Raw genomic sequence first — 21,477 nt, forward strand, 5'->3', positions numbered from 1 at the left:
GTCACTCTCACGACCAAGGCTTCCGGATCACTTGCAGTGCTTGACTCCCGACGCGATCGCCAGGCCGGTGACCGACGTCGCCGTGGACTTGAAGACGACGGCCCGGCCGTCGCCCGCGGACGCGAACATCTGCGCGCCCGGGCTGCACGACGCGGCGCCGACGTACTTCCCGTCGAGCGTGTACTGCACCAGGCGCGGCATGAGGCGGTCGGACGGGAGAGTTGCGTTCATCCACTCCTCCATCGGGGCGTCCTCGGTGACCGTGAGCGTGTTGTCCGACGCCGTGAGCACCCACGCGCGCTTCGCCTCCGGCGAGGTCTCCTCGAACAGGATCTTGCTCTTGCCCGTGGCGAACGAGTACGCCCGAACCGAGTTGTGCCACGCACCGGCTTCGGTGTACCCGGGGTCGAGATCCGTCACCCAGTAGGCACCGTTGGTGGTGAGCGCCGGGTAGGTGACGCTCTCAGCCCCCGTGTCGAGGCCGGCCAGGGCCGTCTTGCCGCTGCGGGTGTCGTACACCTCGACGCCGAGCGCCCAGTCCCAGCTGCCGTCCTCGTGCTCGAAGACCTCGTACCGCACGTACGCGATCTTGCCCGCCCGCACGGTGGGCGCCGTCGCCGGGCCGAACCAGTCGTGCTCCACGGTGTGCACGGTCGGGGAGCTGTCGGTCAGGTACCGCACCTCGTCCATCCAGGTGTCGGAGTTCGCCTCCGACCAGGAGGTGACACCGCCGTCCATGCCCAGCCCGGACACATAGCTGGTCGTCCGGTACAGCTCCTTGGGGTACCCACCGGTCAGTGGGGCGGACATGATCCGGAAGTCCGAATAGTCCGCGGCGACGGAGAGCCACACCACGCGCTTGCCGTCGGTGTGCGCGAAGGAGCTGGTACGCCCGTCGTCGGCGGAGACCTGCCGAGGCTCGCCCCGGCCGTCGGTGCGACCCACCCAGATCGAGGTCGGCTCCGAGCCGTCGGCGCTCGACCGCGGCACGGCCCACCAGCCGCCGGCGGTCGACGGCTGCATGTCGGTGTAGAGCCCGGTGTCCAGCCGGTCGAGGAGCAGCGACGTGCCCCTGCCCGGCAGGCTCTTCTCCCAGGCCTCGGTGACGCCGCGCGAGTCGAACGCCCGCTCGACGACCCTGAGCTGCCTGCCCTTCAGGCCGTACGACCGCGCAGCCGCGACCACGGCCTCCCGGCCGTCCACGAAGTCGGACAGCGGCGTGAGGTACTCGGTCAGCGCCCGGTAGACGACCTTGTCGGCGAGGTCGCCCCCCAACGCCTCGCGGACGTCCCACAGCGCGCCCGAGACGATCGTCGAGTTCAGGTGCACGCCGCCGTAGTCGAACCGGGGGTCGGTGTCGATCAGGTGGTTGAAGTCCGCCGTCGTCATGCCGTCGTCGAGGTCCCGCAGGGCGCACACGTCCGGGGCCGTGGTGCGGCACAGGTCGCCACCCAGGAGGCTCGCCCCCGGGTCGCTCATGGGGGTCCCGGAGACGTCCACGTCGATCGCGTTGCCGAAGTAGTCGGCGATCGCCTCGTTCAGCGCGCCCTGCTGCCCGGAGTAGAGAAAGCCCGCCGTGTGCTCCACTACGCCGTGCGTCATCTCGTGACCCACCACGTCGAGGTCCGACGCGAGCGACTTGTACTCCGCATCGCCGGTGCCGTACACCATCTTCGTGCCGTCCCAGAAGGCGTTGACGAACGGATAGCCACCGTAGGTGATGCCGACGAAGGAGTCGATCGCCATACCGGCGTCGTCCAGGCTGTCGCGCCCGTGCTCCACCTTGTAGTACTCGAAGACCTGCGCCGCCGCCCAGTGCGCGTCGACCGCGCCGATCTCGGTCAGGTCCGTGCCCAGCGTGCTCGACCGCGACGCGAACGGCGCGATGCCCTCCGGCCACATACCCGCCGTGTCGTAGTAGTCGTGCTGCGTCGCGTCCCACGTGGTGATCGGGACGTTCCGGCCGTCCGCCAGCGTGTGCGTCAGGTCCATCGTCAGGTGGTCGCCTGTCGCGTCGACCCGCTGCAGCCGGAGGTCGACGGTGGTGCCGTCGGCCTTCGTACCCTTGCCGACGACCGGGGTGAGCCCGTTGCCCGACGGCGGCGGCTCGGTCACGCTCGCCGCGCCCGGCGCCGCCGTCGCACCCAGGTCCGCCCGCAGGGAGGCCTGCGGCGCGGCCAGCGTGCGCAGGCGGCTGGAGCTCAGCAGCACGGCGCCCGTCGCGGCGTCGACGTAGACGTCGGTCAGCACGGGCTCGCCCGTGACCGGCGCCGCGCCGCGGACCACGACGTGCCGAGCCAGGACGCCGGTCCCGGCGGGAACGATCGCGAGGCCCGCGTCGGTACCGGTCAGGTCGGGCTCCACCGCCGACGGCGCGGTGCCCGGCCGCACCTGGCCCGCGACCACGGCGGCACCGCCGGACAGGCTCTTACGGATCCCCTCGACGGCCCGGTCCACGGCCTTGGCGGCCGGCAGGGTCTTCGCCGTCGTATCGACGTCGAGCTCCGTGAAGTACGAGCCGGAGGTGCCGGTGACGGTCCGCTCGCCGCTCCGCTTCTCCATGCGGACGACGTACTGGCCGCCCAGCACCGGCAGCTTCTTGTACCGCTGGTCCAGCCGGACGGTCTCGCGGGCGCCGTCGCGCTGGACACCGGCAGTGACCAGCGTGGTGTCGGGGTCGACGATCTTGTACCGCGACCGGTGGCCCTCGAGATGGTCCTTGGCGGCCTTGTCGGGGGCAAGGGCTGCGTCGACGGGCTCGTCGAGCCCCTCCACGAGCGCAGGCGTCTCGGTATCCGGCGCCGGACCGGTCACCTCTGTGCCCCCGGGATCCTCGGCCGGCGCCGCATGAGCGGCGGGGATCGCAGTCCCGAGGAGAGCGACCGCCGCCACGAGGGCAACGACACGGGTCGGTCTCTGGATGCGCATGGCTCCTCCTACGACCCTTGCGGGCCGGTGATGGGTCGTGAACCGGTCGCATCCTTGCGCCCGTCGGATGTCACAACTGTGCTGACCACAAACGGGTCAAACAAGGAGAAGATTGCGCATCTGCGCAGATGAGCAGTGGGGATGCCCCTACGCGTGCGTCCGGGACAGCAGGCCCTGCTCGGCGGCGAAGAGCCCGATCTGGAACCTGGTGCGCGCACCCAGCTTCTCCGCGAGCGCGGTGACCTCCGCCTGGACCGTGCGCCGGCTGACGTCGAGCGTCCGGGCGATCGCCTCGTCTGTCAGTCCGCCGGCCATCAGGTCGAGGATGGACCGCGTACGCCCCTCCAGCTGGAGCCGCGGCGGCGGGGACCAGGAGCCGCGGTCGCTCGCCTCGTCGGCCTCGGGTCGCACGCCGGCCCCTCCCCCGTGGAAATCCCACATGGACTGCGGCATGGCCGCGTCCCACACCCGCTCGAAGAGCTCTGCGAGCGCCCCGACGATCGCGGGAGCGTGCACCACCAGCGACGCGCCGCCGGCGTCGTCCCCGGCGGCGGGGAGCATCGCGATCCTCTGGTCCACGATGACAAGCTTGAGCGGGACCTGAGGCGACAGGCGCAGGCCGGCACCCGTCGATCGCCCGCCGAGCGCGGTGTCGAGCGAGACCGGGTCGGTGAACGTGGCGCTCTCGTACACGCTGCGCAGCTCGACGGCCGGGCTCATGGCAGGCCTGTTCACCTGCCCGAGGAGCTCCGGGGTCGGCTGGAGGTACGGCGGCCGGGCCAGGTGCAGCACCTCCTGCGTCGCGGTCTCCATGAGGTGCCAGTACAGGGCGCCGACCTGCTGCACCCCGACGACGACATCGACGAGCGCCGTCCCACCCGCCTGCCCGGTGGATTCCTGGTAGGCCCTTTCGAGGTCGTCGACGTGCAGCTCCCAGACCGCGATCTCCAGGCGCCGCTGGGCAAGGAGCGTGGTGAGCACCGAACGCGGCGGGAGCGCGGTCCACCGTTCGCCCGTCGGGCGGCCCGGCGCGTCCGGCACCCGCACGACGAGCCGGTCCCGTTCGAGCGCGCTCAGCGCCGCACGGAGCTCGTCGGTGCTGAGCCCCACGCCCTCCGCGACCGCGGCCTCGTCGGCGACGTCCCGTCCCACGAGATACTCGAGCACCCGGACCGCTGGGGGCATGGCCGCGCCCAGAGATCGACGCACGTCGTCAGAGATCATGGCTTGCCTCCTTGGCACAGGTGCTCGCGCCAAGCCGCCATTGCCCCGGCAACGGTCGGTCGCCGTCGGTCCGTCCGCGTGTTCCGGAGACCCTAGCCCTTTGTTGCGGGCACCTCGGCCGATTTCACCCGCACACCTGCGGGCGCCGACGACCGCACGACACGACGCCGTCGTACCGGGTACGGGAGCGGGTGGGCGGCCATGTACACGGCGCCCTTGCAGATCAGCTCCTTGTAGCCGGCGGCAAGGCGCCCGCCGGGCGCGGCGGGCTTGGCCCGGTCGTCGGCGGTGACCAGCTGGATGACGGCGTCGCGCCGGCCCAGGCTGATGCACTGGTGCACGTAGCCGAGCGGCGTGCTCGGGAGCTTTCCGCCGGTCAGGCGCGCGGCGATGGAGTCGGCGGCCTGCCACGCCATCGGGACGCCCGAGGCGCACGACATGCGCAGCGGCGTACCGAGCGGGCCGTCGGCCAGCGCGGCGTCGCCCACGGCGTAGACGTCCGGGTGGGACACGGACCGCATGGTGCCGTCTACGACGATCTGCCCGCGCGCCGAGACCTCCAGGCCCGTGGCGGCGGCGATCGGGTGGACGGCAAAACCGGCGGTCCACACGGTGACGTCCGCCGGGAGCGCGCCGTCGTCGCCGGTCAGCACCCCGGTGGCGCCGACCTGCTCGACGTCGGTGTGCTCGTGGACCGTGATGCCGAGGCGGCCGAAGGCCGAGCGCAGGTGCCGCTGCCCCGCCGGCGAGAGCCAGTCACCGAGACCGCCCCGGACCGCGATCGCCACCTCCAGGTCTTCGTGGGACTCGGCGATCTCGCTCGCCGCCTCGATGCCGGTCAGGCCGCCGCCGACCACCACGACGCGGCCCCCGGGTGCGAGCTGCCCCAGTCGCTCGCGCAGCCGGAGCGCGCCGGGCCGGCTCGCGACCTCGTGGGCGTGCTCGGCGACGCCGGGGACGCCGTGGTCGTCCAGCGAGCTGCCCAGGGCGTAGACGAGCGTGTCGTAGCCGAGCTCGTCGGCGCCGTCGGCCCCGGTGAGGGCAATCGTCTTGATGTCGACGTCGACGGCGGTGACGCGCGCGACGCGCAGGGTGACGCCGGTGCCGGCGAGCATGTCGCGCAGCGGCCGGTGGCGCAGCTCCTGCCCGCTGGCCACCTGGTGCAGGCGGACCCGTTCGACGAAGTCCGGCTCGGCGTTGACCAGGGTGACGTCGACTTCGTCGGCGTGCAGACGCCGCGCCAGGCGGCCGGCGACGGCCGCCCCGGCGTATCCGGCTCCGAGGATGACTAAGCGGTGCTTCATGAGGTCAGCTCCTGTCGTGGGATCGGTCATGCCTCCTGAACTGAGTAGCGCCCCGATCCCTGACACCCGCGCGTGTGACGGCGGTCACTGCCCCGCGACCGCCGGGCTCACCAGCCCTTGATCAGCGGCTCGCCGTGGTCCGCGGCCGCCCACTGCCGGGCGGCGCGGCCGAGCTTGTCCGGGTTGACCTGGCTGAGGACCGCGGCGATCCCGTCGGCGGTCACCTCCAGGGTCATGACCCCGACCACCCGCTCCTCGACCACCACGACCACGGCGGGGCGGCCGTTGGCGGTCCACGCGTACATGTCGGGGCTTCCGCCGACGAGCGCCCGCTTGGCCTCCGCGGGCCGGAACAGGCCGCGCAGGAACTGCGCGACGGCCGCGGCGCCGTCGAACGACCTCGCACGCGCCGGGACCTTGCCGCCGCCGTCGCCCACCCCCATCACGTCGGCGGTCAGCAGCCGCACCAGCGGCTCGGTCTGCCCGCTCGTGGCGGCTGCCAGGAACTCCTCCACGACCGTGCGGGCCGCCGCCTCGTCGACCTCCCTGCGGGCCCGCTCGGTGGCCAGGTGCTGCTTGGCGCGGTGGAAGATCTGCTGGCTGCTCACCTGCGTGATGTCGAGCATCTCGGCGATCTCCCCGTGCGCGAAGGCGAACGCCTCGCGCAGCACGTAGACCGCCCGCTCGTTCGGGGTGAGGCGCTCCATCAGCACGAGCACCGCCGTCGACACGGACTCGCGCTGCTCCGCCGTGTCCGCCGGGCCGAGCATCGTGTCGCCGCCGAGCACCGGCTCCGGCAGCCACTGGCCCACGTAGACCTCCCGCCGGGCCCGCGCGGACTTCAGCTGGGTGAGGCACAGGTTCGTCAGGACCCGGGTCAGCCACGCCTCCGGCACCCGGATCTGCTCGCGGTCGGCGGCCTCCCACCGCAGGAACGTCTCCTGGGCGACGTCCTCGGCCTCAGCGGCCGAGCCCAGCAGGCGGTACGCGATGGCCTCGAGGCGCGCCCGGAGGCTCTCGAAGAGCTCCAGCTCGTCCTGGAGAAGCGGCTCCTTCGTCATGGGCCCGACCCTACGACCTCGGCGGCCTCGGCCACACCGACGCCGACCCGGCCAACGCATCCCGGTCGCAGCGTCGCGTGGTGCTGCTGGGCGAGGAGTCGCATCCTCTGCGAGTGAGGCACGAAAATGAACGTTGGATGAACGACGAACGAACAGTGCGTTTACCCGGGTCAAAAACACAGGTCGCCACCAGGTTTCTCTTCAACCATCTACACCGTGACCGAAACGCTTCTGCTCGCCCTCGTCGTCGTGACCGCGCTCGCCTTCGACTTCACGAACGGCTTCCACGACACGGGCAACGCGATGGCCACCTCCATCGCCACGCGAGCGCTCAAGCCCCGGACCGCCGTCGCGCTGTCCGCCGTCCTCAACCTCGTCGGCGCGTTCCTCTCGCTCGCCGTCGCCGCGACGATCGCCAAGGGCATCGTCGACGCCCAGGTCGTCACGCTCCCGGTGGTGCTCGCGGGGCTCGTCGGCGGCATCGTCTGGAACCTGGTCACCTGGCTCCTCGGCATCCCCTCCAGCTCCTCGCACGCACTTGTCGGGGGCATGGTCGGCGCCGTGCTGGCCGCCGTCGGCACGTCCGGTGTGCTGTGGACCGGCGTGGTGTCCAAGGTCCTCGTGCCGGCCCTCCTCGCTCCGCTCATTGCGATCGCAGTCGCCGGCCTCGGCACGTGGTGCGTGGCGAAACTGACGCGCGGTGTACCCCAGGACGTGACCAGTCGCGGGTTCCGCTGGGGCCAGATCGGCTCCGCGTCGCTGGTCTCACTGGCGCACGGCACGAACGACGCGCAGAAGTCGATGGGCATCATCCTGCTCGCGCTCATCGCGGGCGGCGCCGTGCCCGCCGACTCGGGCGTCCCCGTCTGGGTGATCCTCAGCTGCGCCCTCGCCATGGCGGCGGGCACCTACCTGGGCGGCTGGCGCGTCATTCGCACGCTGGGCAAGGGGCTCGTGGAGATCGACACCCGCCAGGGCATGGCCGCCGAGACGTCATCGGCCGCCGTGATCCTGCTGTCCAGCCACTTCGGCTTCTCGCTCTCGACGACCCACGTCGCCACCGGCTCCGTGCTCGGCTCCGGCGTCGGTATGCCGGGGGCAAAGGTGCGCTGGGGCGTGGCCGGGCGCATGTTCGTCGCCTGGGGCCTCACGTTGCCGGCGGCGGGCCTGGTCGGCGCGCTGTGCCACTGGCTCGAATCCGCCATCGGTGGTGCCGCGGGCACGCTCGCCGTCGTCGCCGTGCTGGTGCTCTCCTCCGCGACCATCTGGATCGTGTCGCGCCGCAAGCCGGTCGACCACACCAACGTCAACGAGGAGTGGGACGAGAACAAGGGCGCGGGGATCACGCCCGTCGCCGCCACAACCGGTGAGGCGGGCGGCGGGCGCGTCGCCCCGGTGCCCGCCGTCTCGACGGCGTCCTCCGTCGGTCCGGCCATCGAGTCCGTACGGGCGGTCAGCACCGCGAATACCACCATCTCGAAGGAAGGCACACGATGAGCGACTTCATCGAGTGGGGCGCACTGGGCCAGGTCCTTGTGGCCGGCGTGCTCGTCGGCGCGGGCATCCCGGCGCTGTTCGCGCTCGGGCTCCGCCTGCTGGCCGGTACCACCCCGGACGACGGCGCCGCGCCCGCCGCCGAGCAGACATCGCAGGACGCCACCGGGCGAACCGCAGGCAGCGGGCCGATCGTGCGGCCCACCCCCGCGCGGTTCGCCGGTGGAGTCCTGTGCATGGCGGTCGTCATCGCGGCGATCGCCACGGGCCTGGTCTTCGTGATCTCGGGCGGACACTGACCCCCGACCGTGCTCCGATCAGGGCGGTGCGTCCCGTCAAGGAGTGGCCTCGGTAGCGAGGGTCTCCTTGACGGTCTGGGCGTCGGCGTCGATCGTCGCCTGGTCGACGCCGTCCGTCGTCGGGACCCGCGCCGCGATCTCGTCGACCAGCTGCGCGCCCGTCCCGCTGTCGATCCACTCGGCGGTCAGGTCGCTCACCGCCTGGTCGATCAGCGCGGCGTAGTCGGAGCTCTCCTCGAACCGGGTGACGAGCGCGTTGTTGTTCATCATCCCTCCGCCTCCCCCACCACCCTGGGCGCCGGGCTCGACGCCCTCGGGCAGCTCGAAGCCCTCCGGTGGCTCGAAGCCCTCGGGCAGCTCCGGCATCGCAGTACCGTCCGGTGCGCCCTCGGTGGTGGGATCGTCGCCCCCCTGACCCGCGAGACCGCCACCGCCGGGCATCGACATCCCGCCGAGTGCCAGGTTGAGGTCCCACGACACGATGCTGATGAGACCCGTGTCGAGGTCGTAGTACAGGTAGCCGTTGCGACCGGGCCCGGAGATCGTGTCGAAGTTGCCGAGCACCTCCTGCGTGGCCAGGTAGGTCGCGAACGAGTCCACGTCGACCCACTGGTCCAGCTCCTGGGCGAACTCCTCGTCGGAGGCGCTGTCGAGCCACTCGAGGAACGACACGATCGGCTGCAGGTCCTGGCTCCCGTTGAGGTTGACCTGCTTGAAGTCGTCGCCGTACTCGGTCTGGTCGTCGCCCTGGTAGGTGAACGAGCTCGTGGACAGCAGCTTGTAGAGCACCCCGTCGCCGTCGAGCTCGCCGGCGTACTGGGGGTCGGGGTTCTCCACGACGAGGCGGGTCGTCGTGGGACGGTCGTTCACGGCATAGGTGGTGAACGAGTAGTCCTGCGTGGGCTGGCCGGACTGCTCCGTCAGCTCGAGCGCGACGGCCTCGTTGAGCGACGACGCGCTCGACGCGCTCGCCGGGCGGATCGACAGCTCGGTCATGCCCTGGTAGGCGCGGCCCGGCTGGTTCTCGTCGAAACTGAGGAGCAACGGCAGGTTCTCGGGTTCGTCGGTGCTCAGCGCGGTTCCCGTGCCGACGAAGCCGCCGGCCTCATCTCCCCCACCCGCGCCCTCGGGCATCTGTGGCACCGCGCCGTCACCCTCGGGCATCTGCGGCATGTCGCCGCCGCCGTCGGGCATCTGTGGCATCGCGCCCTCACCCTCGGGCATCTGCGGCATGCCACCCTCGGGCATCTCCGGCCGCTCGCCCCCGCCCATGCCACCCATGCCGCCCATCCCGCCGGGGGCCTGTTCGCCCTGCGTCTCGGAGCCCGCGCGGTCGTCGACCAGGGACGAGAGCGTGGAGTTGCCCTTGAGCCGGACCGCCGCGGAGTCGAGAGTGGTGCCGTCGATGGTGACGTCGACGGTCATCCACTCCTTCTCGCCCTCGGTGAAGTACGCGTCCAGCATCCGGTCGTAGTCGTCCTGGGAGTAGGACAGCGAGATCTCGTGGTCGACCGTGTCGTCGAAGAGGTCGACAGTGCCCTCGATGTCCTCGGTGATGCGCTCCTCGTCGGTGACGGCGGCCGTGCTCGTGGAGTAGGGCCGGATCGCCACGTCGCCGAATACCGTCAGGGCGACGGCGATCCCCGCCAGGCCGGCGGTCAGCGGTATCCAGTGCTGACGCAGCCGCACCGGGAGGCGTTTGCGCAGGCTCGCGAGGCTCATGGTCGCCACCTCACATGTCGGACTGGTCGTAGCCGGTCAGGACCGTGACCTTCTGCCCGGAGTTGATCTCTCCCAGGGCGTCGATGATCTCGGTGGTCGTGACTCCTGGCTTGAGGCGCACCGAGTAGAAGAGCTCGTTCAGGGCGCCGCCGCGCACGGTCTCGACGCTCACGAGCTCGAACTCGCGGGTCATGCGGACGAGCACGTCGGCGACGTCCTGCTGGTAGCGGGGCTCGGGCGGCACCTGGACCTTGACCACCTGGCGCTGGATGTCGAGCTTGAACCAGTCGAACCGCTGCATGAGGAAGATGACCAGCAGGATGACCGCCGTCGCCGCGGCGGCCAGCAGGTAGAAGCGCGTACCGACCGCCATGCCGATCGCCATCACGAGGAAGATGAACCCGACGTCGCGGGTCTCCTTGATCGCGTTGCGGAACCGGATCACCGACAGCGCGCCGACCAGGGCGAAGGCACGGGCGATGTTCGACCCGACGACGAGCATGATCACCGCGACGATCATGCCGATGATGACGAGGGTCTGGACGTAGGACTGGCTGTAGGAGATGTTGCGGTGCGTCCGCTTGTACACCCAGCCGATGGCGGCGGACAGGACGAACGAGAGCGCCAACGTCATGGCGACGTCGAAGACGGAGAAGGTTCCGCTGAGGTCTTGGAGGTTCATCGGGTGAGTGCACCCTTTCGGGTCGGGGCGTCGTCGACGCCGTTCGGGGTGGTCGGGTCCGCGGGCACGACGCCGGCGCCGTCGACGGCGTCCGGGCCGTCGCGCAGGATCGCGTCGACCTCGTCGGGGGCGTGCATGATCGAGCGGGGCGCGAGGCCGAAGGCCTGCACGCACTGGCAGTACTTGGAGATCCGGACCACGTCCAGGCTCATCCGGGCCGTCACGTCGGTGACCCAGGCGGGGACGCGCTCGTTCGCCTTCACCTCCAGCACCGACAGCCGGGGCGGCAGCGTCAGCCGGTTGACGCTCTCGGAGGAGAGATGGAAGTCGCGGTCCCGGCCGCGGAGCCGATGGTCGAGCGTGACGCGCAGGCCCAGGTCCGCTTCGCGCCCCACCCATGCCTCGCGGTGATAGCCCGTCGTCACGGTCGGGCGCAGGCCGAGCTCGCCCACGAGGGTGGAGACCTCGTCCAGGAACGCGCGCTCACGGGTGCTGACCTCGCCGGCGGGCTCGTAGCCCTCCGGCGAGCACAGCCGCAGGGCGTCGCGGTACGGCAGGGATACCCGTCGCTTCTGCGTGACTCGGTTGACGCGCTGCTTGATCTCGACGAACACGTTCGACTCCGGGGTCAGGTCGTCGGCCGTGCCGTAGTGGCGCACGCGCAGCTTGCGCCGGAACTTCAGCCCTTCGATCTTCTCCCAGTAGAACTTCAGGTGCTCGGTGTCGTAGTAGACGCTGGTGATCGGGTAGCCCCCGTCGCCGGAGTGCGCGTCATCGTCCATGTGCCGGCGCAGCTCCGCACGGAGCTCGTCGGCCTGGTCTTCCGGTACGAGATACTTGATCTCGAACCGGTTGAACGCGTGCAGGCGGCTCGCGGTGTCGGTGCGAGCCGAGCTCGCGGTACTGGAGCTCGCAGTGCTGGAGACGGGATCGCTGCCCGCTGCACTCGGTCTCGCACGTGGGTCGACTGCGCGTCGGGACAGGCGTCGCACGGGCCCCACTCCTCTCGTGGTTGCCACCCCGCCAACGTGAACAAGAGCTGGCGAGGAGATGAACAATCAGGAAACCGCAGCGTGTGGGGTGAACCTTTGCGGCTCCTGAGAACCTGGAGACCGGCGCGGGTCGACGCCAGACCCGGAGCCGCACCAGACAGCCGCTTCCGGTCGACGGAGCCCGGTGCGACGAGGCACCCGGCCGCCAAACACATAGCGGGCACACAGGTTCGACTCAGGAAGACCACCGGGTCCGGGTCCACGCTGACCTCATGATCGCCACAGCCGTGCCCGGCGGCCGACCCGACCAGCCGCACCTCACCCGGCCGGACGGCTCACCGGTCCGGGTCCTCGTCGTGGACGACGAGCCCAATCTCGCCGAGCTCCTCACGTCCGCGCTGCGACTCGAGGGGATGATCGTCTCCGCCGCCCTCGACGGCACCACGGCGATCCGCATGGTGCGCGAGGCCGTACCGGACATCGTGGTGCTCGATGTCATGCTCCCGGACATGGACGGGCACACCGTGCTGCGCAGCCTTCGCGAGCAGGAGGCCCGGATGCCGGTGCTGTTCCTCACCGCACGCGATGCGGTCGAGGACCGCGTCTCCGGGCTCACCGCGGGCGGCGACGACTACGTGACGAAGCCGTTCAGCCTCGAGGAGCTGGTCGCCCGGCTGCGCGGGCTGCTCCGGCGCAGGGGCGCGATCACCAAGCAGGAGAGCGCCGTCCTCGCCGTCGGCGACCTGCGGCTCGACGAGGACGCGCACGAGGTATGGCGCGCCGGTGAGGAGATCCGGCTCACGGCAACCGAGTTCGAGCTGCTGCGCTACCTCATGCGCAATCCACGCCGGGTGCTGTCCAAGACACAGATCCTCGACCGCGTGTGGAACTACGACTTCGGCGGGAAGGCGAACATCGTCGAGCTGTACGTGTCCTACCTGCGCCGCAAGATCGACAAGGGGCGCGAGCCCATGATCCACACGCTGCGCGGCGTCGGGTACCTCCTGAAGCCCGTGAAGGGCGCGGGAACGACAGGTGCCTGACACCCGGCTTCCCTCGACGCGACGGCCCATCGCCCTACGGAAGCGCCTCGTGCTCGTGCTCGCGGCGGTCGTCCTGGTCGTGACGGTCGGCCTCGCGGCGGCGTCGACGGTGGTGCTGCGGACGCAGCTCGTGACGGAGCTCGATCGCGAGCTCGAACAAGCGAGCCAGCGGCTCACGCAGGAGCCACCACAGCGGCCGCCCGGCGACGAGGCGTCCGGTGGTGAGCCGTCGGAGGAGGCTCCCGCGCCGCCGGCGCCGGTGCCGGCGCCGGACGTCGATCCCGATGCGGACACGCCGTCGACCTTCCCGCCGGGTGTCGGACCCGGCAGCGCCGTCGTGCGGTACTTCGACGGCGAGCTCGTCCTCGCTGACCACCTCACGTCGTCGCTCGAGCGGCTGGCCCTCGATGACGACCAGGTCGCCGAGCTCATAGCCGTTCCCGCGGACGGGCGCCCGCACGTCGTGCAGCTGAGAGACCTCGGCACGTTTCGCGCGGTGCACCGAACGACCGACGACGGGCAGCCATCGGTCGTCGCGACGAACACCGAGACCGTGGACGCGACCGTGCGCCGCTACGTCCTCGTTCAGGTGGCGCTCGGCATCGCCGCACTGCTCGCCGCCGTCGTCGGCGGCGCCTGGCTCGTGCGCCGTTCGCTCCGGCCGCTCGACGACGTCGCCACCGCCGCGAGCCGGGTCTCGGAGCTCGAGCTCTCCCGGGGTGCGATCAGCGCCATCCCCCGGGTCCCCGAGGCCCTCACGGACGAGCGGACGGAGGTCGGGCAGGTAGGCGCCGCGCTCAACCGCATGGTCGAGAACGTCGAGGCGTCGCTCCAGGCGCGGCACGCCTCGGAGACGCAGGTGCGCAGCTTCGTCGCGGACGCGAGCCACGAGCTGCGCACGCCGCTCGCGTCGATCCGCGGGTACGCCGAGCTCGCGCGCCGCGCCCCCGACGACCTCCTGCCCACCACGGCGCGCTCGCTGGATCGCATCGAGTCCGAGGCCGTGCGCATGACGGGTCTCGTCGAGGATCTGCTGCTCCTCGCGCGCCTCGACGCCGGGCGACCGCTCGATCGGTCGCAGGTCGACCTGGCGGCTCTTGCCGTCGACGCGGTCATGGACGCACACGCGGCCGGCCCGGATCACACCTGGACGCTCGACCTGTCGGACGACGACGCCGACACCGCGCACAGCACCGGCGCCATGGTCGAGGACGAGCTGGTCGTGACCGGCGACGAGTCCAGCCTCCGGCAGGTTCTCGCGAACCTGCTCGCCAACGCGCACACGCACACCCCACCGGGGACGCACGTGGACGTGCGGCTCGTGCGTGACGGTGACGCCGTCGTGCTCGACGTCGTCGACGACGGTCCCGGCATCCCCGCCGCCCTGCGACCCACGCTCTTCCATCGTTTTGCGCGCGGCGACACCGCGCGCAACCGCAACGGCGGGTCCACCGGCCTCGGCCTCGCGATCGCCGACGCGATCGTGACCGCACACGGTGGGACGATCGCCGTCAGCTCCACCACCGCGGACGAGCACGGCTCGCCCGGCACCCGGTTCACCGTTCGACTTCCGCGGGATGCCCGATGACCGCCTCAGTACGTCCTCAGGCCGTGCGTCCGGAACTGGTCCCGCACTCGTTCGGTCAGCTCGGCTGACGGCGGCTGCGTCGTCTCGAGCTCGTAGGTGCGCCCGAGCGCGGCCCACTTGTAGCGCCCCATCTGGTGGAAGGGCAGCACCTCGACGCGGGTGACGGTGTCGGGCCGGATCTCGTTCAGCTCTGCCACGTAGGCGGCGACGCGCTCGACGTTCTCGGCGTCGTCGGTCAGGCCGGGGACCAGGACGAACCTCACCCAGACCTCGGGACCATGGCCTCCGGCGTCAGGCAGGCCGGACCGGGCGAGGCGCCGGCCGAACGCGAGGGTCGGCGCCAGCTCGCCACCCGTGACCCGGCGGTAGGTGTCGGGGTCACCGGACTTCACGTCGAGCAGGACGAGGTCGGTGTCGGCGAGCATCCGCTCGGTGAGGTTCGCGCCCAGGAATCCGGAGGTGTCCAGCGTGGTGTGCACGCCGAGCTCCTTGGCGCCGCGCAGCAGGCGCGCCGCGAACGCGGGCTGCATCAGCACCTCGCCGCCCGACAGGGTCAGGCCGCCGCCGGTGGCCCGGAACACCGGCAGGTAGCGGCGGATGCGGGTGAGGATCTGCTCGGCCGTGACGGGCCGGCCGTCCTTCATCTCGAGCATGTCCGGGTTGTGGCAGTAGAGGCAGCGCAGCGGGCAGCCCGAGAGAAACACCGTGAGCCGCGTGCCGGGCCCGTCCACCGCCGTGACCAGTTCCCACGAGTGCACCGACCCCAGCTCACCGGACCGCATCGCGGCCAGCCGCTGCGAGCGCGGGGAGAGGCCGGACAGGGGAGCCAGCGCCTGGAGGGTCATCACAACGCCCCGTGGAACGTCCTGCTCAGCACGTCGAGCTGCTGCTCGCGTGTCAGCCGGACGAAGTTGACCGCGTACCCCGAGACCCGGATCGTCAGCTGCGGGTACTTCTCGGGGTGCTCCATGGCGTCCTCGAGCGTCTCGCGGTTCAGCACGTTGACGTTCATGTGATAACCGTTCAGGCCCACCGACGCGTCCAGCAGGCCCGCCAGGTTGGCGACCTGCTCCTCACGTGTCCGGCCCAGGCCGGACGGCACGACCGTGTTGGTCAGCGAGATGCCGTCCTGCGCCTGGTCGTACGGCAGTCTGGCCACCGACAGCGCCGAGGCGAGCATGCCGTGCGTGTCACGGCCGTTCATCGGGTTGGCACCCGGCGAGAACGGCTCGCCCGCCCGCCGCCCGTCGGGCGTGTTGCCCGTGGCCTTGCCGTAGACCACGTTCGACGTGATGGTCAGGACCGACTGCGTGGGCAGCGCGCCCCGGTATGTCTTCTGGCGCCGGATCTTGTCCATGAAGGACTCGACGAGCTCCACGGCGATGGCATCCGCTCGGTCGTCGTCGTTCCCATAGGTCGGGAACGATCCGGAGACGTCATAGTCGACCACGACGCCACGGTCGTCGAACAGCGGCATGACGCGGGCGTACCTGACGGCGCTCAGGGAGTCCGCCGTGACGGCCAGCCCCGCGATGCCGCAGGCCATCGTGCGCAGCACGTCGCGGTCGTGCAGGGCCATCTCCAGGCGCTCGTAGGAGTACTTGTCGTGCATGTAGTGGATGACGTCGAGCGCCTCCACATAGGTCGCCGCAAGCCAGTCCATGGTCCTGTCGAGCCTGCGACGCACGTCGTCGTACTCCAGGGGGCGGCCGGCCACGACTGGAGGAAACACGGGCGAGACCTGCTCCCCGCTCACCTCGTCACGCCCGCCGTTGATGGCGTACAGGAGGGTCTTGGCCAGGTTCACCCGGGCACCGAAGAACTGCATCTGCTTGCCGACCGCCATCGGGGAGACGCAGCAGGCGATCGCGGCGTCGTCGCCCCAGGCCGCACGGATCTGGCGGTCCGACTCGTACTGCAGAGCGCTGGTGTCGATCGACACCTGGGCGCAGAACTCCTTGAACCCGCGCGGCAGCTCCTGACTCCAGAACACGGTCAGATTCGGCTCCGGAGCCGGGCCCAGGTTGTACAGGGTCTGCAGGTAGCGGAACGAGGTCTTCGTGACCAGGGTGCGTCCGTCGTCGCCCATGCCGCCGACGGTCTCGGTGACCCAGGTGGGGTCCCCCGAGAACAGGGTGTCGTACTCCGGGGTGCGCAGGAAGCGCACGATCCGCAGCTTGATGACGAAGTCGTCGACGAGCTCCTGCGCCTGCTCCTCCGTGAGCAGGCCGGCCTCCAGGTCCCGCTGGAAATAGACGTCGAGGAACGTCGACGTGCGGCCCAGGGACATCGCGGCACCGTTCTGCTCCTTGACCGCACCCAGGTAGGCGAAGTACAGCCACTGCACCGCCTCGCGGGCCGTGGCAGCGGGCCGTGAGATGTCGTAGCCGTACGAGGCGGCCATCGCCTTGAGCTCACCCAGCGCGCGGATCTGCTCGGCGTGCTCCTCGCGCTCGCGGACGACGTCCTCGCTGAACGGCCGTGTGTCGAGGCTGAGCTTGTCGCGCTTCTTGGCGGCGATCAGGGCGTCGACGCCGTACAGCGCCACCCGGCGGTAGTCGCCGATGATCCGCCCGCGGCCGTAGGCGTCCGGCAGGCCGGTGATGACGTGGCTGCGCCGGGCGGCGCGGACGGCCGGTGTATAGGCGTCGAAGACTCCCTCGTTGTGGGTCTTTCGGTACTTGGTGAAGGTCTCCTTGACGGACTCGTCCACGTCGTAGCCGTAGGTCTTCAGCGAGGTCTCGACCAGACGCCAGCCGCCGTTCGGCATGATCGCGCGCTTGAGGGGCGCGTCGGTCTGCAGGCCGACTATCAGTTCCGCGTCCCGGTCGATGTAGCCGGGCGCGTGCGCGGTGATGCCGGCCGGGGTGTGCGGGTCGATGTCGTACACGCCCTTGGCGCGCTCCTCCGGGAACATCGCGCTCACGGTTTCCCACACGTGGGTCGTGCGGGTGGTGGGCCCGGCGAGGAAGCTCGCGTCGCCCTCGTACGGGGTGTAGTTGCGCTGGATGAGGTCCCGCACGTCCACGTGGTCCTGCCAGGGCCCGCTCGAGAACCCGGACCAGGCTGATCCGTTCGGGTCGCTATCCGACGTCGGTGTGGCCGGTACTTCGTGAACGGTACTCATGGCGGTCTCCGTGTGTTCGCGAGGGACACCGAGGGCGGGTCGAGCCCGGGGCCGGCGTCCGGGTGGAGCACTGACGGTTTCGATTCCACTCCGCGGACCCGGTGCGAAGCAGTGGCGAAGGTCCCTCGTGCTCTGACGAAGGTCCTCCACGGAGGACCTGAGGGCGTTCGACCCGCCCCCGCCGACCTACCCGTTCAAGGGGACCTTGGTCCCGCACGTCAGGGCCGCCGGCCTCTGCCAGGCAGGTCCGGCCGCCTGGTGTCCTGGTGGTCGGCAGAGGAGGACGATCATGAACAACACCTGGTACCGGAGCGTTGTCGTCGGCGTCGACGGCTCGGACGAGAGCCTGGCGGCGCTGAGCTGGGCGACCCTCACCGCCGATGTGCACGGAGCCCGTCTGGCGGTGGTCGCCGCGCACCCCGTGCCGCCCGAGGCCGGCCCGGGCGCCAGCAGCCTCATCGAGGACGCACACGAACAGGCGCGCCACGCGGCCCGGGTCGCGCGCGAACGGCTGGGCAGATGGCGTCCGGGAGGCAGAGACGTCGAGACGCTCGTCCTGCCGGGGAACGCCGCCCGCGTCCTTTCCGAGCTGTCGACCAATGACGACCTCGTCGTGGTGGGGCGCCGCGAGCTGGGCGCGTTCGACCGCGCACTGCTCGGGTCCACCTCCTCGGCGCTGGCGGCGGCCGCGCCCGGCACGGTCGCGGTGGTGCCGGCCGGCGCAGCGACCGACGAACCCCGAAGGATCAGGGTGGGAGTGGGGCCCATCGACGAACCGGACGTCCTGGGAACGGCGTTCGCGGAGGCGGACGCGCGCGGGTGCCCGATCGAGGTGCTGCACGTGACGGGAACCGACCCGATCTCGTCGGCCCTGCTCGACATGGACCCTGTGGCGGCGTCGTGGCAGGAGGCCGCGGCGATCGACCTGGCCGATCGGCTGGCCCGGTGGTCGGACAAGTACCCGCGGGTCACCTACACGGTGGTGATCCGCCGCGGGGACCCGGTCGTCACCCTGCTTTTCGGCCTGAACCGGAACGACCTCCTGGTCGTCGGCGGGCGGAGCCACCCGGCGGTCACCGGGCGTCTGCTGCGCAGCGTGCCCGACGCCGTGGTGCGCGGTGCGCAGTGCCCGGTCCTGGTCGTCCACGCACATCGTCATCCGGTCGCCTGACCGGGGAACCGACCCGAGCTCGAGGAGAGAACGATGATGTACGGAAACTACGGCATGGGCCTGTGGGGCACCCTGTTCATGCTTGTCGGCGGGCTGCTGCTCCTGGGCCTGATCGTCGTCGGTGTCCTGCTGCTCGCCCACTATCTCAAGGGCTCCGACCAGCCGAGCGCATCGGCGGGCGCGGGACCGTCCGCACGCCAGGTGCTGTCCCAGCGCTACGCCCGTGGTGAGATCGACGAGAACGAGTACACCCAGCGGCTGAACGTCCTGAACGCGACGGAGCCGCGACGGGGCGGAGGCTGAACCCGTGTGGCCGAGATGCGCCTGCTGGCACCGGTCTGACATCCAGACATCGACAAGAGGTGGACGGCGTGGAGATCGTTCGAGGTGAGCGGACAGCGCAGGAGATCGTGGGCCTGCACGAATCGGTGCGGATGGAAGAGCTCAAGGAGTTCTTCCCCCGCGCCATGGCGGCAGCCGGCGAGGCCCTCGCAGCGCGGGGTTTGGACCCGGCAGGACCGCCCGTAGCCCTCTACGAGGGCATGACCGAGGGGACGTTCGACGTGACGGCCGGGTTCCCGGTCCCGCCGGGGGCCGCACCGTCGGACGACGTCGTCGCCGCGATGCTGCCTGGGGGCGCGACGGTGGAGGTGATCCACCAGGGGTCGTACGAGGACATGTCGAACACCTACGAGGAGCTCACGGACTGGTTCGAGGAGAACGGGATGACGCAGCCGACGGTGATGTGGGAGGAGTACCTCGTCGGTCCTGAGAGCGGAGCGGATCCCGGCCACTGGCAGACACGCATCGTGTACCCGGTGGGCTGAGCCCGGAGAGGGCTGCTTACGTCAGCCTTCAGGATCCTCTCCGGAACTCTCGAGCAGTCCGCCGGAACGGCCGACCTTCGCCCCGGCCTCGCGCGCGCCTGACGGCAACCATTCTCGACGTGCACGGGAGTGTCCGTCGGTGGCGAGCCCGCTGGGCGGGCCCCCGAGCGCTCGGAGCGCGTAAAGGATCGTCGCGAGGTCGACGAGCTCCTGCACCAGAGCACCGGCGACCGCCGGGATCGCTCCGGTCATGGCGACGAGCATGAGGCCGATACTCAGCCCGATGCCGATCCAGATCGCGGTGAGCGCTACGCGAAGCGTGTGCCGACCGATCGAGACGGCATCCACGACCTTGCCGAGCGAGTCGACAAGGAGGACGACGCCGGCGGCGTCCCCAGCAGCGGTCGCTCCCTTCGCGCCCATGGCGACTCCGACGTCGGCCGCCGCCAGCACCGGGGCGTCGTTCACGCCGTCGCCGACCATCATCACCGGCCGGGGACGCAGCTCGGCGGCGAGCCGCACCTTCTCGGGCGGGAGCAGCTCGGCCCGCACGTCGTCTATCCCAACCTGTCGGGCGATCGACTCCGCCGTCGGCCGGGCGTCTCCGGTGAGCATCGTGACGTGCTCGATGCCCTGCGCCCGGAGCCAGGAGACGACGGCGGACGACTCGGGCCGGGGATCGTCGGCGAGGACGAGGACCCCCGCGAACCGCCCGTCGACCGCGACGTAGGCCGCGGCCTGGCCGGAGCCAAGGGCCGCTCGGGTCGTTTCCGCCGCGACGGAGGCGACGTAGTCCGGCTTGCCGACGACGACGCTCCGCCCCTCCAGGACTGCTGTCACGCCGTTCGTCGCAACCTCGACGGCCTCGTCGGCTGCCAGGAGGTCGAGACCACGCTCGGCCGCCGCGCGGCGGATGCTGTCGGCGAACACGTGGGACGAGTACTGCTCGGCCGAGGCCGCGAGCAGCAGCAGCTCGTCGGCGGCGAATCCACCGGCCGGTCGGACGGCGACGAGGTCCGGCCGGCCCTGCGTCAGCGTTCCCGTCTTGTCGAAGGCGGCGGACCGCAGGCGTGCGAGCTGCTCGATGACGGTGCCGCCCTTGATGATCACCCCGCTCCTGGCGGACCGCGAGAGCCCGCCGAGGAAGGCGACGGGAGCCGCGATGAGGAGCGGGCACGGGGTCGCCAGCACCAGCACCTCGGCGAAGCGTGTCGGGTCCCCGGAGATCGTCCACGCCGTGCCCGCCAGCACGAGCGAGACGGCCGTGAACGGGACGGCGAACCGGTCGGCGAGCCGCACGACCGGCGCCCGTGAGTCCTCGGCGGCCCGGACGAGCGCGACGATCTGCTGGTACTGGCTGTCCGCGCTGCGGCGGACCGCCCGCATCCGCACCGCCCGTGTCCCGTTCACAGCGCCCGACGACGCCTCCTCACCGGCCTTGCGAGTCACCGGAAGGCTCTCGCCGGTCAGCGAGGACTCGTCGAACGTGGCACCCTCACTGAGCAGGACGCCGTCGACCGGCACGATCTCGCCGGGGCGCACGAGCAGCACGTCCCCGACCACGACATCGTCGACCACGACGTCGTCGACCACGGTGTCATGGACCTCGTCGGTCCCGGGGGCGGCCAGATGCCGCAGGACGTGCGCGACACGGGGTGAGCGATCGAGCAGCGCCGTCAGGTCACGCTTCGCGCGCCTGGCCGCGAAGTCCTCGAGCGCTCTGCCGCCCGAGAGCATCAGCACGATGATCAGGGACGCGATGTACTCCTCGACCGCGAGCGTCGCGACCATGGCCACCACCGCGAGGACGTCGAGCCCGACATGTCCGCGAAGCACGTCGCGCACCATCCCGACGAGCGTCCACCCGACGAACACCCCGACGTACGCGATCGCGACCCACCGTCCCACCGTGTACTCGCTCACGGTGTGCAGGACGAGCACCGTCGCGAGGAGGACGACCGTGGTCGTGATCTCTGGATACCGCCACAGCACCCGGAAGGACCGCATGACTCAGG

General features: G+C 70.9%; 17 protein-coding genes. 7 read left to right on the plus strand and 10 right to left on the minus strand.

The window, feature by feature from the left end:
- Positions 1-27: 27 nt before the first annotated feature.
- The 4 genes from C8K30_RS30650 to sigJ form a co-directional block, all read right to left on the minus strand.
- On the minus strand, positions 28-2,928 hold the full coding sequence (locus C8K30_RS30650) for a M4 family metallopeptidase (RefSeq protein WP_158280947.1): 2,901 nt from the start codon (positions 2,926-2,928) through the stop codon (positions 28-30).
- 147 nt (positions 2,929-3,075) lie between these two features.
- Positions 3,076-4,152, minus strand: coding sequence for a helix-turn-helix transcriptional regulator (locus C8K30_RS06495; RefSeq protein ID WP_108492087.1), 1,077 nt, complete (start codon positions 4,150-4,152; stop codon positions 3,076-3,078).
- A 92-nt stretch (positions 4,153-4,244) separates the two neighbouring features.
- The gene (locus tag C8K30_RS06500; protein ID WP_108492088.1) at positions 4,245-5,456 is read right to left on the minus strand and encodes an NAD(P)/FAD-dependent oxidoreductase; all 1,212 of its coding nucleotides are present in this window, start codon (positions 5,454-5,456) and stop codon (positions 4,245-4,247) included.
- 107 nt (positions 5,457-5,563) lie between these two features.
- Complete coding sequence (gene sigJ / locus C8K30_RS06505; RefSeq protein WP_108492089.1) at positions 5,564-6,517, minus strand: RNA polymerase sigma factor SigJ; 954 nt, start codon at positions 6,515-6,517, stop codon at positions 5,564-5,566.
- Between the two features lie 216 nt (positions 6,518-6,733).
- Between sigJ and C8K30_RS06510 the strand changes: the two genes are divergently transcribed.
- Both C8K30_RS06510 and C8K30_RS06515 read left to right on the plus strand, forming a co-directional pair.
- Positions 6,734-8,014 carry an inorganic phosphate transporter gene (locus tag C8K30_RS06510; RefSeq protein WP_108492090.1) on the plus strand — a complete coding sequence of 427 codons (1,281 nt, stop codon included), beginning with the start codon at positions 6,734-6,736 and terminating at the stop codon, positions 8,012-8,014.
- The gene (locus C8K30_RS06515) at positions 8,011-8,310 is read left to right on the plus strand and encodes a hypothetical protein (RefSeq protein ID WP_108492091.1); all 300 of its coding nucleotides are present in this window, start codon (positions 8,011-8,013) and stop codon (positions 8,308-8,310) included. The genes C8K30_RS06510 and C8K30_RS06515 overlap by 4 nt, the downstream gene beginning before the upstream one ends.
- A 36-nt stretch (positions 8,311-8,346) precedes the next feature.
- Here the strand turns inward: C8K30_RS06515 and C8K30_RS06520 are convergent, their stop codons facing one another.
- From C8K30_RS06520 to C8K30_RS06530, 3 genes are read right to left on the minus strand one after another with little or no spacing between them, the layout of a single operon-like run.
- Positions 8,347-10,032, minus strand: coding sequence for a CotH kinase family protein (locus C8K30_RS06520; RefSeq protein WP_108492556.1), 1,686 nt, complete (start codon positions 10,030-10,032; stop codon positions 8,347-8,349).
- Between the two features lie 10 nt (positions 10,033-10,042).
- Positions 10,043-10,714: a DUF4956 domain-containing protein gene (locus C8K30_RS06525; RefSeq protein WP_108492092.1), complete on the minus strand. Its 672-nt coding sequence runs from the start codon at positions 10,712-10,714 to the stop codon at positions 10,043-10,045.
- Positions 10,711-11,706 (minus strand): polyphosphate polymerase domain-containing protein, encoded by a 996-nt coding sequence (locus tag C8K30_RS06530; RefSeq protein ID WP_233257024.1) that lies wholly within the window; start codon positions 11,704-11,706, stop codon positions 10,711-10,713. Before C8K30_RS06530 ends, C8K30_RS06525 begins: the two co-directional genes overlap by 4 nt.
- Before the next feature lie 272 nt (positions 11,707-11,978).
- Between C8K30_RS06530 and C8K30_RS06535 the strand changes: the two genes are divergently transcribed.
- Together C8K30_RS06535 and C8K30_RS06540 are read left to right on the plus strand one after the other, a co-directional pair.
- A complete protein-coding gene (locus C8K30_RS06535; RefSeq protein WP_108492093.1) occupies positions 11,979-12,749 on the plus strand; it encodes a response regulator transcription factor in 771 nt (256 codons plus the stop codon).
- Positions 12,742-14,337: a cell wall metabolism sensor histidine kinase WalK gene (locus C8K30_RS06540; RefSeq protein ID WP_233257025.1), complete on the plus strand. Its 1,596-nt coding sequence runs from the start codon at positions 12,742-12,744 to the stop codon at positions 14,335-14,337. The genes C8K30_RS06535 and C8K30_RS06540 overlap by 8 nt, the downstream gene beginning before the upstream one ends.
- Positions 14,338-14,342: 5 nt before the next feature.
- Here the strand turns inward: C8K30_RS06540 and pflA are convergent, their stop codons facing one another.
- Together pflA and pflB are read right to left on the minus strand one after the other, a co-directional pair.
- Positions 14,343-15,182 (minus strand): pyruvate formate-lyase-activating protein, encoded by an 840-nt coding sequence (gene pflA, locus C8K30_RS06545; protein WP_108492094.1) that lies wholly within the window; start codon positions 15,180-15,182, stop codon positions 14,343-14,345.
- The gene (gene pflB, locus C8K30_RS06550; protein ID WP_108492095.1) at positions 15,182-17,464 is read right to left on the minus strand and encodes a formate C-acetyltransferase; all 2,283 of its coding nucleotides are present in this window, start codon (positions 17,462-17,464) and stop codon (positions 15,182-15,184) included. Before pflB ends, pflA begins: the two co-directional genes overlap by 1 nt.
- A gap of 289 nt (positions 17,465-17,753) precedes the next feature.
- Here pflB and C8K30_RS06555 point away from each other — a divergent pair, with 289 nt between their 5' ends.
- From C8K30_RS06555 to C8K30_RS06565, 3 genes are all read left to right on the plus strand, one after another.
- Positions 17,754-18,635, plus strand: a complete 882-nt coding sequence (locus tag C8K30_RS06555) for a universal stress protein (RefSeq protein WP_108492096.1) — start codon at positions 17,754-17,756, stop codon at positions 18,633-18,635.
- Positions 18,636-18,668: 33 nt separating this feature from the next.
- Positions 18,669-18,938, plus strand: a complete 270-nt coding sequence (locus C8K30_RS06560; RefSeq protein WP_108492097.1) for an SHOCT domain-containing protein — start codon at positions 18,669-18,671, stop codon at positions 18,936-18,938.
- Positions 18,939-19,006: 68 nt separating this feature from the next.
- Entirely contained in the window at positions 19,007-19,462 is a 456-nt protein-coding gene (locus C8K30_RS06565) for a GyrI-like domain-containing protein (RefSeq protein ID WP_146197371.1), read from the plus strand.
- Positions 19,463-19,483: 21 nt separating this feature from the next.
- On the opposite strand, the gene C8K30_RS06570 is transcribed toward C8K30_RS06565, so the two are convergent.
- A complete protein-coding gene (locus C8K30_RS06570) occupies positions 19,484-21,469 on the minus strand; it encodes a heavy metal translocating P-type ATPase (RefSeq protein WP_108492099.1) in 1,986 nt (661 codons plus the stop codon).
- Positions 21,470-21,477 lie beyond the last annotated feature (8 nt).

Source organism: Promicromonospora sp. AC04 (assembly GCF_003058225.1).
Classification (GTDB): domain Bacteria; phylum Actinomycetota; class Actinomycetes; order Actinomycetales; family Cellulomonadaceae; genus Promicromonospora.